This is a genomic window from Candidatus Neomarinimicrobiota bacterium (genome assembly GCA_012964825.1).
GTDB lineage: Bacteria > Fidelibacterota > Marinisomatia > Marinisomatales > S15-B10 > UBA2125.
The window spans coordinates 1-15,494 of record DTTI01000013.1; the positions used below are offsets into that span (position 1 = coordinate 1).

The 15,494-nt window shown below is 49.6% G+C and carries 8 protein-coding genes; 7 read left to right on the forward strand and 1 reads right to left on the reverse strand.

What is annotated here, in order from left to right; translation table 11 throughout:
• The first annotated feature begins 2,888 nt into the window (after window positions 1-2,888).
• Both EYO21_00860 and EYO21_00865 read left to right on the forward strand, forming a co-directional pair.
• Window positions 2,889-3,596 (forward strand): hypothetical protein, encoded by a 708-nt coding sequence (locus tag EYO21_00860; GenBank protein ID HIB02364.1) that lies wholly within the window; start codon window positions 2,889-2,891, stop codon window positions 3,594-3,596.
• A 5-nt stretch (window positions 3,597-3,601) separates the two neighbouring features.
• Window positions 3,602-6,352, forward strand: a complete 2,751-nt coding sequence (locus EYO21_00865) for a T9SS type A sorting domain-containing protein (protein ID HIB02365.1) — start codon at window positions 3,602-3,604, stop codon at window positions 6,350-6,352.
• A gap of 54 nt (window positions 6,353-6,406) precedes the next feature.
• On the opposite strand, the gene EYO21_00870 is transcribed toward EYO21_00865, so the two are convergent.
• On the reverse strand, window positions 6,407-7,555 hold the full coding sequence (locus EYO21_00870; protein HIB02366.1) for an MBL fold metallo-hydrolase: 1,149 nt from the start codon (window positions 7,553-7,555) through the stop codon (window positions 6,407-6,409).
• A gap of 112 nt (window positions 7,556-7,667) precedes the next feature.
• On the opposite strand from EYO21_00870, the gene EYO21_00875 reads away from it, so the two are divergent.
• Genes EYO21_00875 through EYO21_00895 form a run of 5 tightly spaced genes read left to right on the forward strand, consistent with a single transcriptional unit; the run spans window position 7,668 to window position 15,414 of the window.
• A complete protein-coding gene (locus EYO21_00875) occupies window positions 7,668-8,438 on the forward strand; it encodes a hypothetical protein (protein HIB02367.1) in 771 nt (256 codons plus the stop codon).
• 52 nt (window positions 8,439-8,490) lie between these two features.
• Complete coding sequence (locus EYO21_00880; protein HIB02368.1) at window positions 8,491-11,031, forward strand: CHASE2 domain-containing protein; 2,541 nt, start codon at window positions 8,491-8,493, stop codon at window positions 11,029-11,031.
• Between the two features lie 55 nt (window positions 11,032-11,086).
• Entirely contained in the window at window positions 11,087-12,244 is a 1,158-nt protein-coding gene (locus EYO21_00885; GenBank protein ID HIB02369.1) for a hypothetical protein, read from the forward strand.
• Between the two features lie 6 nt (window positions 12,245-12,250).
• Window positions 12,251-14,605, forward strand: coding sequence for a TonB-dependent receptor (locus EYO21_00890; GenBank protein ID HIB02370.1), 2,355 nt, complete (start codon window positions 12,251-12,253; stop codon window positions 14,603-14,605).
• Window positions 14,605-15,414: a DUF4249 family protein gene (locus EYO21_00895; GenBank protein ID HIB02371.1), complete on the forward strand. Its 810-nt coding sequence runs from the start codon at window positions 14,605-14,607 to the stop codon at window positions 15,412-15,414. The genes EYO21_00890 and EYO21_00895 overlap by 1 nt, the downstream gene beginning before the upstream one ends.
• Window positions 15,415-15,494 lie beyond the last annotated feature (80 nt).

Here is a 15,494-nt window from a genome sequence, read left to right on the forward strand (position 1 = left end):
CGTTTCAGTGAGTCCATTGAGCGGGGGACCCTTGAGTTTGAAGGGTTTACCGCACCTAGCGATGATATCACCGGCAAGATGCGTCCCGTGCCTCCGGAGACACCCCCTGATGTAGGTGCCTATGAGCAGGGTGCCGGTTTGCAAGTCACCTTTTCTCCGGAAGAGGCCACCTTTGACCCCGGTGCCACCCTTGAAGTTCAGCTAACAGTGAGGGGGTGGGACGGTACTGCCATTGAGGACGGCTCATCCGTGGAGTGGAAAATTGCTCCCGATTCATCGTACGTGATTGTTGAGTCCAGTGAGGCTGTCACCACAGACGGAATTGCCCAAGCCACCATCAAGGCAGCCGATGATACACCCGTCGGTTTTCAGTTCAGGGTACGGGCCCTGTTGGCGGGGAATATTCCTGTTGAGTCCGCCAGTTTCTTTGTGGGGCAGAAGGTAGAGGCGCCGCCGCCGGCACCTGTGAATATCAGGATCACTCCCGACGGCTGGACACAGGATAACAATTTTACCATTGAGTGGGAGAATCCGGAGTGGGTTTACGATATCGAAGGTGCCTGGTTTAGGTTTGAAAATGGTGATCCCCAGTTCTTTCCTCAACCGAACATAAATAAGGTGGAAGGGGGGCAGATGCCCTATAATGGCGATTTTGCCATCAAGGTGTGGCTACAGGACGAGTTCCAGCAGTCGGATGAAGCCAACTCCGCTGAAGTGCACGCCATGTGGGATGATGAAGCGCCATATGACTTTGATCTCACCTCTCCTGGTGGCTGGTACAGCGAAGAGGAGGCTCTCTTTGAGTGGGAGCAGGAAGGCGATAACGCCTCCGGTCTGGCGTACTATGATCTCCATGTAGGTAGTAGTGTCTATTTTGTAGATCCCTGGGTGGATGATCATGATCCCAGTTCAACTGATGTCATCAGTTTCGAGTTGGATGACCCGCTTCCTGAGGAGTCTATCAACTGGTATGTAGAAGCCTTTGATCACGGCGGGAATGTCAAAATGTCACCTACATGGACTGTTGATGTTGACAGGACACCGCCCAACATTTCTCACATCCCGGTGACAAACGCAACGCTGGGTGAGTCCACAACCATTGGTGCCGGCGTCAGTGATAACCGCTCCGGTGTTATGTATCTTGAGCTTTTCCACAGGTTTGGTGGTGAGGACCAGTGGAACGGTCCTTTCGATCTTCTCTCTAGTGGCTATACCATACCGGGTACAGATATTACCACGGAGGGTCTTGAGTATTTCATTGAGGCGTCAGATATTGCCGGCAACACTACCACTCATCCAACTGAAGGTTCTTACGCCATTATTGTCGCCATTCCCGGTGATGGCCAGTTGAGCAACGCCCGCTGGCCCTCAGGTGTCCCTGCCGGCAAGGAGGTGACCAACTACCAGCTTATGAGTTTTCCCATCATTCCTGATAATGGTAGTGCCACTGCCATTCTTGAGGACGACCTGGGCACCTATGACAACACCATCTGGCGTTTCTATGGTTACAGTGGCGGCGGGAACTATGAGGAGTATCCCAGCGTCAGCATCAGACCAGGGGTCTCCTATTTTCTTATTACAACTCTGGATGGGGTCACTATAGACACCGATGCGGGGGAGACAGCCAGTACCAGCCAGCCATTTGAGGTAAATCTCAACAGCGGTGACTGGACCCTTGTGGGCAACCCCTTTGACTTTGATATCTCTCTGGATAGGATCACCACCAATGACGGTACTTCTCTCAGCAATGATGCCAATGTTTACAGTTTCAGCGGTGAATGGCGGACAGCCTCCACCCTGAAGCCGTGGGAAGGGATTGCTTATAAGTCAGCAACCGCCAGCAAGCTTTATATTGAACCGAGGTCCTCTATGCGGCTTGCCAGAAGCGGCTCTGGTGGTCTTGAAGAAGGGGAGTGGCTGGTGGACATCAGTGCCAACAACGGTTTTGGGTCAGATAATCTTAACACTGTGGGTGTAAGATATACAGCTCAGGATGGTTATGATCCCCTGGACGGCTATGAGCCTCCCATGCTCCCCGGCAGTGTCTCCCTTAGGATGCCCCATGATGACTGGGAAGAGCATAACGATATCTATACTACTGATATCCGTTCCGTCTCTGAAGAAGGCCAGGTGTGGGACATGGAGGTGATCTCCGGTGATCCTGACTTTAACACCTACCTCATTTTCGAGGGACTTGAAGGTATTCCTGAAGATTTTGATATTTTTCTTATAGACAAGTCATCCAGGACCGCTCAGAACCTTAAATGGAAACCTGAGTATCTTTTTGATGTAGCCTCGCAAAACAGCCGGAAGGAACTGCGGTTCGTGGCTGGTCAGAGGGATTTCGTCCAGTCCAACAGCGCCGGTGTGGACCTATTCCCCGATGAGTACAACCTGTCACAGAACTTCCCCAATCCGTTCAACGCCCAGACGTCCCTCACCATATCCCTCAGGGATGATGCTCACATTGATCTAGAGATATACAATCTACTCGGTGAAAGGATAGCCATCATGGCGAAGCGTGAGTTCAGGCCGTCAGGGTATTATACCTTTATATGGGACGGGAAGGACGGTTACGGCAACTCTGTGGCCAGTGGTGTTTACCTCGCCTACGGCCGCATCGCCAGCAAGAGTGGTAAGGCACTGAAAACCCAGAGCCGGAAACTGGTGCTGGTGAAGTGATAACTTTCTCTTAGTCATTGCGAACAGTCCCGAAAAATTGGGACGACGGGGCCTGTACGGATGAAGGTCGGGGCGATGACAGTTAAGAAAGTGTATTAATCTACTTGAAAATCACTTTAGATATACCTATTGTTAGCTGATTCACACCTGTGTAAAGGGGAAATTTGTTAAGTTGTCTCTATTCAGTAGACCAGAGAGGTAAACCTATGGCCGTTTTGAAGAAATCACTTTCACTGTTTCTTGCGTGGACTATTTTCCTTTTTTCATTTCCTGTTACCGTTCATTCTCAAGACAGGCTAGCTGTTGCTGTTATGGATCTTGAGGGTCGAGGCCTTTCAGCCATGGAAGCTGCTACCCTAACCGATCGTCTGCGTTCGGAAATGGTTAACATTGGTGTATTCCAGGTTGTGGAACGGGGCCAGATGGAAATGCTTCTGGAAGAACAGGGGTTCCAGCAGACGGGGTGTACCTCAGCAGAGTGTGCTGTGGAGATGGGAAAAATGCTGGGTGTGCAGGCTATGGCAACGGGTAGTATAGGTAAACTCGGCACCATGTGGACCCTGGATGTTCGAATGTTTGATGTTGGCACAGGTGAGATCAGTAAAGTCTCCAGCCGGAATTTTCAAGGCGGTGTGGAAGGTCTTCTGGGTCTTCTCAAACTGGTGGTCAAGGATCTTGCAGGCATTCCCGTGGAAGAAGAACAGCCTGCGGCTGCTGAAGAACCGGTGGCTGAAGCCGAACAACCAAAAAAGAAAAGTGGCGGGTTTTTTAAACTTCTCCTTCTAGTGGCCATTGGTGGTGGTGGCTACTATGCTTATAGCGAAGGGATGTTGGATGAACTCCTGGGGCAGGATACCGGACCGGGAGATTTGCCTATGCCTCCTGATCCACCTACGGAACCGGGTTCCAATTAGGAGGGATGAAGATGCTTAACAGATACAAAAAAGTTTTTCGTAAAGTTTTGCTTGTTTCCCTGCTGGCTCCTATGACTCTCTTTGGCGGCTCCTATGATTTTCAGATGGGGGATATGGTATTAGTCAATGTTGATCAACTTAACGGTGCTGACAGATGGAGCATGGAATTTTTTGTGATCTACCACGGCGAGACCTGGCAGACAGAGCAGGTTTATTTCGAACGATATCCCGATCCAAGCTCTGAAGATCCGGACATCTATCTCAGGTCCTTTTATGATCAGAGCACTGGTACCCCTGACATGGTTTTTCAGTTTCATGCTGAACCCTATACCACTGTTGATACACCTCTTGAGTTGCGTTTACCTCCAGCGGATGTGAATGTGAGCGGTTTTAACTGGGTTTATGTTGAATATAACGGAACGGACCTGTCAATCTATTTTAACGGTACGACCATGAAAGATGCTCACAAACAGGCTGGCGGAACACTCCACAGTTCCAACGAACCCTTTGAGTTCGGGTCCCGGTCACAGGGCGTTGGTGGTGAAGAGTCGGGCTATACCATGGACGAGGTTCACTTTATGCTGGATACGCGTCCCACCGGTGGCAGTTTCCAGCCTCCGAACCAGAGTTATGGACCCATGGAGCATACGGTCATGCTGTGGCATTTCGACGAGACCGGCGGCAATCAAATTATTGATGAATCTAGTCATGAAAATGATGGTGAAATCGACGGCAATGGAGCCTGGGAAACCCAGGATGCATTTGATAGCGGCGGTGGCGGTCCCGGTCCCGGTATGCAGAACACTATTGAGGTAAAAGTTATTCTCAACCAAAGTGTTGGCAACGGACAACTTGATGTTGCTGTCTGGTTTCCAGGACTAACCTGGGATGATCCACCCTCAATGTCTGAGAGAAGGGGTGAAAATTCACCCTCTCCTTCGCAGGGATGGATGCTAAGCTTTACTGATCCCGCTATCGGGCCCAACACGGGACCATACAAGGTCGATGCGATTTTTGATCTTAATGAAAACGGGTGGTGGGATGAAGGTGAACCTCAAATGGGGATGGATCAGCTCTTCGTTGATAACCAAGGGTATACAAAGGTTGAGTTGGACATAGGCGCAGGCGGCGGCGGTGGTGAATCCAGAATAGAGATTGTGGGTATGTCACCACCCTCCGCAGCCCATGAAGGAGCGGACGCTCTGGTTAGCGTCGAAATCCAAACAGATGCAGGGACTCAAAGCGCCGAGTTTAAGTATATGATTGGTGGTAGCACCTCCCTCAGATCAATTGACTTAACCGGTAGTTCTGATGGAGGCTGGCATATGACGTACGATTGGGAGGGTACCATTCCCGGTAGCGATATGACCAACAAAGGACTCGTGGGGTATTTTTCTGTTCAAGATTTTTCAGGGAAGACCTTGGAGTCAGACCCCATGTTCATTCAAGTCACTTTTGATGAAATTCCCATCGGCTCCACCGGCCCAGAAGTCTATCGCATGATTTCTGCTCCGGGACTGCTTGACAATAAGTCATCTGCAATTGACGCAATGGTTGCAACTCTTGTCGCTAATGAACAATCAGATGACGCCACAGAATGGCGAACCTTCCGGTGGAACGGTTCTGACTACAACGAGTCGGGGTATGCCAGCATGAACCCGGGCGAGGCTTACTGGATCATTACGCTTGGTTCACATGTGCTCACGGGCGGTTCTGGGAAGTCCACCGACCTCAGTGACCCAGTTTCCATCTCCCTCAGGAGCGGATGGACCCAGGTGGGCTCACCCTATAACTTCACGCCCAATAGCTATGTTTATGAGGCCGGAGCTGTTGAACCTTCGTTTTATCGCTATTCCGGCAGTGGCTATTCTACCACCACTACCATGAGTCCCGGCGACGGTTATTGGGTCTATGCCTACTCCGCCACATCAATGGATGTCGGTTTTGAACGTAATACGTTACTGGCGCGGGAGGCTGTAAACGAACCGTTCGATTGGAAAGGGAACATCATTGCCCGTGTGAACGGTGTGGATGACACAGAAAATATTTTTGGTGTGATGCCCGATGCATCCGAAATCTGGGACGTAGCGGATCGCCATGAGCCGCCGGTCATAGGTAACTATATCTCGGTTGCCTTTGACAACACCCACTGGAGTGAGCGTGGTGGCTTCTACAGCCGTGATGTTCACAGCACCCAGGCAGACGGTCATGAGTGGCTTTTTGTCGTTAAAACCAATGAGGAAGGTGTTGTGTCACTCGATTTTGAGTGGACAGAATCGCTTCCCTCAGATTGGGATGTTGTACTTATTGATCGCGCCGTTGGCATGGTGACCGACCTCAGGGTCGAACCTGCGTACGACTTTGCCTGTTCATGCAGTGATGAAGGGCGCGATTTTGTCATCGTTACGGGGCCTCCGGCCTTCACCCGGGGTGCTATGGATGCCTACGATGTGGTTCCTGCTGAGTACCAGCTGTCACAGAATTTCCCCAATCCGTTCAACGCTGTAACAACGTTCCGTTTCAGCTTGCCTGAGGAAAGCTCCGTTTCTATCGCTGTCTACGATATTCTGGGCCAGGAGATTGCTATCCTGGCAAACCGCCAAGCCTACGGTGCCGGTAACCACGCCCTCATTTGGGACGGTCGGAACAATGCTGGCCGAATGATGTCCACCGGCGTCTATCTCTATCGAATGGAAGCCTTCAGTAGCGGCAAAGCCATCTTCCAGGACGCCCGGAAGCTGATTATGCTGAAATAGATTTAGCGGATGGCGAGGCTTTGAAAGCCGTCTCGGATTCCGGGGCGGCTTTTTTTATTTCAAGATGAGGCTTTCCAAAGAATAGTAGGTGAGCGGTTTCAGTATCCTCAGCCTGGGATCGAGAAACGATTGTGACTCGGTTGGCAATTTGCTCCTGGCTTTCCTTATATAGCCGGGAAACTCCTCAAAAAATTCCCCGAAACGGCTGAAATCGAGAAGCGTTATTTCCTTTTTATTCTTCCCGGGTAAGAAAACCGTCAAATCGATGGTAACATCAAACTGGTCCATTTCATGGAACGGAACGAAGAAGTCGTCGTAATGGGTCGGGATGAAAAAACTAGGGCGGAGGGTTGCGAGGGCCTCGGCAATGGTGTTGTTTTCCCTCACCGGGATTCCCAGAACGAGCAGATCCGCCCGCCCGATTGCCTGGAGGTTTTGGAGGACTGCTCCATCGCAGAAGACGAATTTCAATCCCCTGTATGAGATGATATAAGCGATGGCAATGTCCCGGTAGGAGAGGTAATCGAATCCGGTGAACGGGGGGTGCCCTTCAATCTTTCCTCTAGGACCTCGCCACGGTAGGAAGTCGTACTGTGGATGGAGTGACCGGACAGCTTCTACTGTGAAGTCTCCAAACTGCCCGATTAAGTAGTGTACTACACCATCATCAAATTCAAGGAGACGTGTTTCCACCGAAAGATGATAACTTTCCACCAAAGTCACTGTGTTAGGATCCCCCACGAGTAGTGGCCTGTGATCTGCCGTTGTGGATCTTGAAATTACAAGAGGGACATCCATAACGTGATCAGCATGAGCATGACTAACAAGAATAGCATCTGCTTTTCGGTTGCCCATCGGTTTAAGAATGAGTTCATCAACAGCTATGGTATCAATCATTAGTGGAGCAAGTGGGTTACTAACAGGGGGGCGCGAAACGAATGGATCAATGAGGATTGTCGTCTTGTTGTCTCCCAACTCAAATCCCGAGGCGCCGTACCACCGCAAGCGCAGTCCGTCAGGGGGTTCTTCAGATGATCGGATGCGGGGGCCTTCCATTTGACTGCTCCATTCCAGAACTTGGCCCAATGCCGAGTCATATCCAGGAACGCCATCGTAGGAGATAGAGACTTCACGCACCTGAGCCAGCCCAATTGTGGCCAACGTCATCAACACGATAATGAAAAAACAGTGGCTCGATTTCATATGAAGAGAGAGTTGATCATTGGCAATATAGTGATGAAACTTTCTGAATTTACTGTTAAATGTGGTTTGTCATCCTCCTCAACAAAGTGTATTTTCTCACAGGGGGAAATGGATGAGATTTAGGCAAATATTTGTTCCCTTAGCCGTCGCACTAGTAGGTGCATTGCTGGCGTTCAGACCGGCGGCCACTGAATTTGGTAAGATCACCCTACCTCTCGGGATTGTGGAAGTGCAGTCAGCAGGCGGAACTGACTGGGCGCGTGCAAAAGTGAGGCATCCTGTCTTTGCGGGAGACAAGGTGCGGACAAAGCCCAAGTCACGTGCGGAGATTACACTCAACGGTGGCGGCAAGGTTCGGATTGCGGAAAATTCCGAACTTGAACTAACAGAAGCGAGCGTCACCCCAATGAAGAAGAACTTTAACGCCAACCTCAATAAGGGGAAGGTGTGGGTTGCTGCACAGGCTGCCTTCGGTGAAAAGAAGAATATAGCAGTAAGAACACCCACCGCCGTGGCGGCTATTCGGGGAACAAAGTACCGGGCCAACGCCGGAGACAAAGAAAGTCAGGTTTTAGTTTATGAAGGAAAGGTAGACATTAACACACCTGAGAACCTGGCCAAAATGCGCAGGGATGATCTTCAGCAGAGGCAGCAGCAAGGGGGACCGCCAAAGTTTTCCCTAGCTCCGGTTCAAACCATTCAGGCGCCGACACAAGTTGCCGGTCCGTTTGAGGTAACACTGGAAGAGTGGATCACTCTGGTGGAGGGGATGCAAATCAATCTCCGGGCTGACGGCAAATACCACATGTTCGAGTTCGACAAGGAGGCTGATGCCCAGAACCCGTGGGTCCAGTGGAACAGCGAGCAGGATAGCCAGAAGTAATACATCTCTAAATTCTCCAATACTCCAACATTCCATCACTCAGACGTGAATCATGTCTGACCTTCTGAAACGTGTTTTCATCGGGGCCGCCATTGGGCTCGGCGTGGGTATTATTGTAGGGTGGGGCACCTACCAGGTTGGATTTGTTGATGACTTGCTGGATGGATATGAATTTCAATCCTACGACGCCCGCATGCGGGGCAAGGTGGTGGGTGTGGAAGAGGCGTCCATTGATGATGTTATCATCATCGATATAGAGCAGGAATCGGTAAGACCAGTAGAGGAAGGGGGCCTCGGCCGTTATTTCAACTGGCCGCAAGCTTACCACGGTCAGCTCATCGATGTGGTGACCAACTCACTTCAGCTATACTGGTCCCCGCCAGAAGATGATGTGGCGCTAGACTATTACCAGGTCTTCAGGCAGGCACAGAATGATCCGGAGGCTGAGTTCGAATACATGGGCGATGCATACGATGTGATGCATACCATATCAGGACGGACGGAATGGGACGGTTACAATTTTGCCGTTGTGCCCATCTTTCCAGACGGATCCTCCGGCGAAGGTTATTTCATCGACTCCGCCAGCCTCATTGAGCCGAAAGCACTCCTCTTTGATATAATCTTCGATCCCGAGAACACATATAACTACGATCTGGTTAATACCATCACCTCTGCGAGTCCGCCGACGGATGAAGCCATTGCGGGAGCCACTCAGCAATTTCTTAAAGATAACGATCCTGCCCGTTTTGTAACATCCACGCTCACCAGTCAGAAGGCGTACCACGCCCTCGTTTTCGAACAGGAGGATTCTCTCAATTTTCTCTACAGGATGAATTCCGAGCCGGAGGGCTATGACCGGCCTGATCATTTGATCCAAATTCCCCTTGAGGATGCAGTCAAGCTTCCCACAGGAGACCGTTTGGGAAATACCCATGTTGAACTTCTGTCTGCTGCCCGGCGCAATGGGAGTGCCAACTTTCCCCAGGATGAGGACGGTATCATACGGCGTTCACCCACTGCCATCTACTTCGAAGGACCGCAGCATGTATACCCATCTCTCGTTATGTCGGCGGTCATGGACATTTTGGGTGTTCCTTCTGATGGTTTTGACTACGATTTTGAAAACCACCTGCTCCGCCTAACCGATACCACCGGAACGGTGGTGAGAGAAATTCCCATAGATGATGCGGGCCGCATGTATGTCAACTACTACGGTCTGTTCAAGACGTTCTACTACCTGCCATATATGTATTGCGTGAACCCTGAGATGCTGCCTCCGGACTACTGGCAGGACAAGGTGGCCATCGTGGGTGCATCACTTCCCGGCCTCATGGATCTGCGTAACACACCGGTCCAGGAAACATTTGCGGGAGTTGAGATTCACGCCAACGTCATGCAGTCTCTTCTCAAGAATGAATTTGTCAGTACTACCGATAGCAATACCAATCTGATGGTGATCTTACTTCTCAGCGTTGTGCTGGGTGCTATTGTCAGCATTCCGCCGAAACCTCTCTGGTCTCTGCCTGTGCCCATTTTGGGGATAGCTGGCTGGATCATTTTCACTTATACCCAGTTCCTGTTCCAGCTTCTTATGTGGGACATTGTCCGGCCGGTCATTGCCATTGGTGGGAGTTATATAGGCTTTTTTCTCTACAACTTCTTGGTGGCGGAGAAAGATAAGCGGTTCCTGAAGAATACTTTCAGCACCTACATTTCGCCGGAACTAATTGACCAGATGTACAAAAATAAGGAAGAGCCGCAGCTGGGCGGGAACGAGGGTTATCACACAGCTTTCTTTACGGACATCCAGAGTTTCTCCGCGTTCTCTGAAAAACTTTCGGCCGCGGACTTGGTGGAGTTGTTGAACGATTATCTGACCGAAATGACGGACATTCTTCTCGATAATAAAGGGACACTGGATAAATACATCGGTGACGCCATTGTGGCATTCTACGGTGCGCCCGCCCCGGTGGAGGATCATGAATATTGGGCCTGTTTCACAGCTGTCATTATGCAGAAGCGCCTTGCCGAACTTCGCGAGAAATGGCAGGGTGAAGGGGACCGCTGGCCGGAGATCGTTCACCACATGCAGAACAGGATCGGCATCAACACCGGCCAAATGGTGACGGGGAATATGGGTTCTTCCATGCGGATGAATTATACAATGATGGGCGATACGGTGAACCTGGCAGCCCGGCTGGAGGCGTCAGCGAAGCAGTACGGTGTCTATATCCAGGTGGCTGATGAAAGCTACAAAGCATGTAAAGACCGCTTCATCTGGCGCGATCTCGACTTTGTCATTGTTATGGGAAAGACTGAACCGGCTCAAGTTTTTGAACTGATAGATGTTGAAGGCGAAATGCCTGATGTCTATGACAAACTGCTTCCGGCCTACCACGAAGCGCTGGATCTCTACCGAAAACAGGACTGGAAAAAAGCCATCGACGCGTTTAAAACCTCCGATGAACTTGAGGATATGTTTCCCGGCCGGAAAACAAACCCGAGCCGAGTCTACATCCCTCGGTGCGAGCACTACATGGAGAATCCTCCCGGCGACGACTGGGACGGTTCTTGGGCCCTCACCAGCAAGTAGCAGTTCCTTTTTTCCAAGACTACAATTTTCAATAGAGATTAAATTCGCGCCCGCCATGAGATGTTTGCTAACTATCCTGTTTTTGTTGACGTCTGTTCTCCCGGCTCAAGACTGGCGGTCTAAAATCCCCAACCTCATTCTTGACACGCTTGTAGTACCTCTGGCGGTTGATTCTCTGGAGTTTCCTGAACTCCCTCACATTGTAGACAGAAGAAAGGAAGCCGGTAATTATCTCACCACACGCCAGAAACTCAAGTTCGGGAATTATATCCCAGTGGATGAACGTGTGGTTCTGAGTGATTCTCTCAGCGTTGTTCTTGCTAGGTTCCTGGCCGCTGATTCAGTCACAGTGGAAGGAAGGCTGGTGGTTGATCACCTCTCTCTCTGGTATGACAGAAGTATTCCCCGCAGGGCGGGATGGGTACTCAACGGCTACACAAGAGAGGAGATGAACGTGGGTGAAACCGTTCGGGACTGGCAGTGGGAGGTGAGAGAAGAGAATAAAAAAAGGAAAAAGGGAAAAGAGCAAAAGGATGATACAAAGGAAAAGAAAGATGGGTTCAGACTGTTCTTCAAAAAAGATAAACCCAGTGATGAGGAGATTCACCGGGAAAAATTCGAAAAACTCATCTCCCGATGGATGACCCTCCAGGGCCAGGGGCTTATTGAAAAGCCTACTGCGGCTAAAAGTATTTCTCCGCACCCATACCGGCGCCAATTGCTGACCTGGGCTGACATGATCATTTATCCTGACGGCTTTGGCATAGAGACCAGACTTTCACTTGACTATCCAATGGACCAGTATGACGACTATGAGCGTGGTATTCCTGCTTTTTACTTTCGCCAAGGGCCGTTCTACCAGACCGTAGCCATAGAGAAGATGACTAAACTGTGGTATCGCCGCTTCAATGAAAAAATGCTTTTCCGAACAACCGTTACAGGAAGGTTCGGCTTTAACGGTTATGATCACACCCAGTTTGAATATCTCAACTTGGTAAATATTTTCAATCTTGGTGCTACCGTATCGTCCGTGTTGGAATACCGGCCACCCTACCACAAAGGGATCTTTTTCGGCGCCGGTTTCCAGGCCGGAATCAATTTTATATCGGCCCTGGATGATATAAAGCCATCCTCTAAACTTAAAAAAGGCGGCGTCCCGTTGGACACGTTTGAACTGGGGGTGATCCTTACCATAGGATTCAGACGGCCTTAATCAATAATGAAATCACGAATTATCACCCATATAATATTGAAGAAATTCTTACTGCTCTCTTTAGCATGTCTTTCACCGAGCCTCCTTTTCCCGTCAACTATTTCCGGCTATGTTGCCGATGCGAAGACGGGTGAGACCATCATTGGGGTCAATGTGATTGTTGAAGGAACAGTACTGGGCGCCTCAACAGATATCAACGGTTTTTTCGTGTTGAGTGACATCCCCGATGGTGATGTTATCCTCAGATTTTCTCACATCGCTTATGAAGAAAAGAGACAGACTATTGAATTACAGTCAAGGGATATTCTTGTGGAAACAGTTCTCTTGGTGCCAACAATCCTTGAAGCGGATGCCATCGAGGTGGTTGCCAACCGGGGGAATATTATCAAAAAAGAGACAGACATTTCCAGTTTCCAGGCTGACCCTGTTATTCTCCGGGAGGTGCCTCAGCTTGGTAAGGATGTATTTGAGTTAGTGAAATATTCCCCTAGCGTTACCATCGGTGACGAATTTTCTCCCCTCTATAACGTTCGCGGAAGTGACCCTTCGGAAAACCTGGTTCAGCTGGACGGCATGACCATTTACAATCCCCAGCACCTCTTTGGTTATGGGGCGATTTTCAACCCTCTTATGCTTAAGAATATTGAAATGCTGGTAGGGGGATTTGACGCCGAATATGGTGGTAGAAATGCATCTATTCTTTATCTCACATCCAGAGAAGGACACCAGAGCGAAGTTCACGGAGAGTTCAGGCCCTCTATTTCCGGCTTCGTGGGGGCCGTTGAGTTTCCCGCCGGAAAAGGGACCGCTATGTTATCAGGACGTTTCACCAGCGATATTATCAGCCGTGTCATGATTGGCATGGGCAATCTTTGGGCTGACTTCAATGGCAGTTATCAGAGAAAATTCAGAAACACACGCATTAAGCTGTCGGCCTTTCTGGCCAGGGATTACATCGATTTTGATGCTGCCCGGTACGCCATTTATTATAACATACCTGAACTCCGGGACTATAGCGTGGGTAATCGCACAAACGCCCTGAACAGGGCCTTTGGCCTCCGGACCAGATCCATTTTGACGCCGAAACTTGTTCTGGAAACTCACGTCTATAATTCAGCTTATGATGTGGATAACAGAACTTTCCTGAGGGTGGTTGTGGAAGACACCATCAATAATATCGATGTTACGCTCATGAACGAAACGGATATTCAGAATACCATCTCAGATGTCACCCTTAAGGCCAACCTCTCTTATTTCACTTTCTGGAGTCAGACCGTTAAGGTCGGCTTTGAGAGTAATGATTACCGGTTTTCCAACAGGGCCAGTCTTCAATTCACGGAAGGGGTGGAAACCCGAGACAGTGCTCACCTACTTTCATTTTTTGTTCAAGACCAGGTTCAATTGGGGCCGCTGCTGGCAAAAGCCGGTATAAGGTCGGCGAGATTTTTTCCTGAAACCAGCTGGCGGACAGAGCCCCGGATCTCATCCTCTCTTCGCTTGGGCAGAATCACACTTAAAACAGCCTGGGGCCAATACAGGCAGTACCTGAGTTCCATGAATACGGCTGATGTGGAAGTAACGCCTCAATCCGTCGACTATTATTACCCTCTGAAAGGGATGACTCCCCTCTTTTCGGAGCACACTATTGTTGGTGTGGAAAGCAAAGTGTCAGACCGTCTGGAATTGACAGTTACTGGCTACCTGAAAGATCTGCCTACCCTTTACCGCTATGATTTTGGGAATACCCGGCAGGCTATTCTGACACACCAGGCGTTGCTGGAAAAGGGGAAGGGACAGGCCCGAGGTGTTGAGACCATGTTGAGAGGAGAGGTCGGGCGGCTATCCGGTTGGGTTGCATACGCTTATTCTGTGGCTGAGCGGAGTTTTCCTGGTTTTCAAAACGGGGACTGGTATCTAGCCGATGGTGATCAGACCCATACATTAAAGTCACTCCTCATGTTGAAAGTGACACCGGACATCACTGCCAGCACGACACTGCAAATTACTTCGGGCTTTCCAAAAACCTTTGAAACAGGGTGGCTCAGCAAATACACCTATGATTCGGTAACCAATACAATGGGAGAATTTTTTCAATACCTTACTCCTGCAAAAAACAATGTCCGTTTCCCACCAAGGATGTTCTTAGAAGTTGGGTGGAAGAAAAAACTGAGAACAGGGTTTGGTTACAGGCTATCGGAATATCTTGGTGCCAGTGATTCCTATCTAACCTGGACGGTGCAGAACATTCTATTCCTGCGGCGCAATCCCATGGGATATTTTTACATACCCGAATACGGCTATTACGCTTACGGCATCTTATCCTTGCCGGCTGTGAGCGCCGGCTACAGCATTAAGTTTTGATGATGAAATCTCAAGATAGACATCTTTCTTTTTGTAGTGATAAATCGTGGGTTGTAGTATTGATTCTTCTGGTGACTTTTTGGTCTGGCTGCGATCTTCCCTGGGAGCCAGGTCCAATGCCCACTGAACTCATCGAGACCGAGTTTGAGAAAGGGTTGAATGTTTTCGGTCTTTTACGTGAGGATGGAATATCGGGTTCGTCATTCATTCGAGTGGAACGGGCTATTGAAGTAGATGAGTTTAACGATACCATGTCTGCCGATATAAGAAGTGCGGATGTGACAATTATCCATGATGAAAGTTCCGCAACATATACGTTCCAATTCGAGGAAGACACCACTCGAGGCAACCTCTTCTTCAATCCTTATTTCATCCCCGCTGAGGGGGAAACATATACACTGACAGTTAAGGCGGAATCGTTCCCAACAATCTTTGCTTCGGCAACAATTCCTCAGAGACCTGGTATCCAAAATTCCTCATTTTCAGAGAAATCCTACAATTTTGATCTTGTTATGACGGAAGATACGGGGATGTATGAAGTGTATCTTTTTCTTGAGGGTGGTAGTGCCGTCTATGAAAAGGTGATCAATGACGGGCAACAGAAAAAGAAACTATCCCTGAAAATTCCTGACGGCTACGGTTCACCCTACCTGCTCAATATCTACGGGTATGATCCGCAGCTGACAGAATACACAAATGCGGCTGTGACACTCAGATGGAACACCTATCAGGAGACGGTCACCACCGTAGAAGGCGGCTACGGCACATTTGGCGCTGTTAGTGTTTCCAGTTACTGGTTAAACCAATAAATCGATTATTCCCTGTAAAGAGGCCGGGTGAGGCAGGTTGGCCCACCAGCACCCTTTAGACAGATTTCACTGCCATCGAA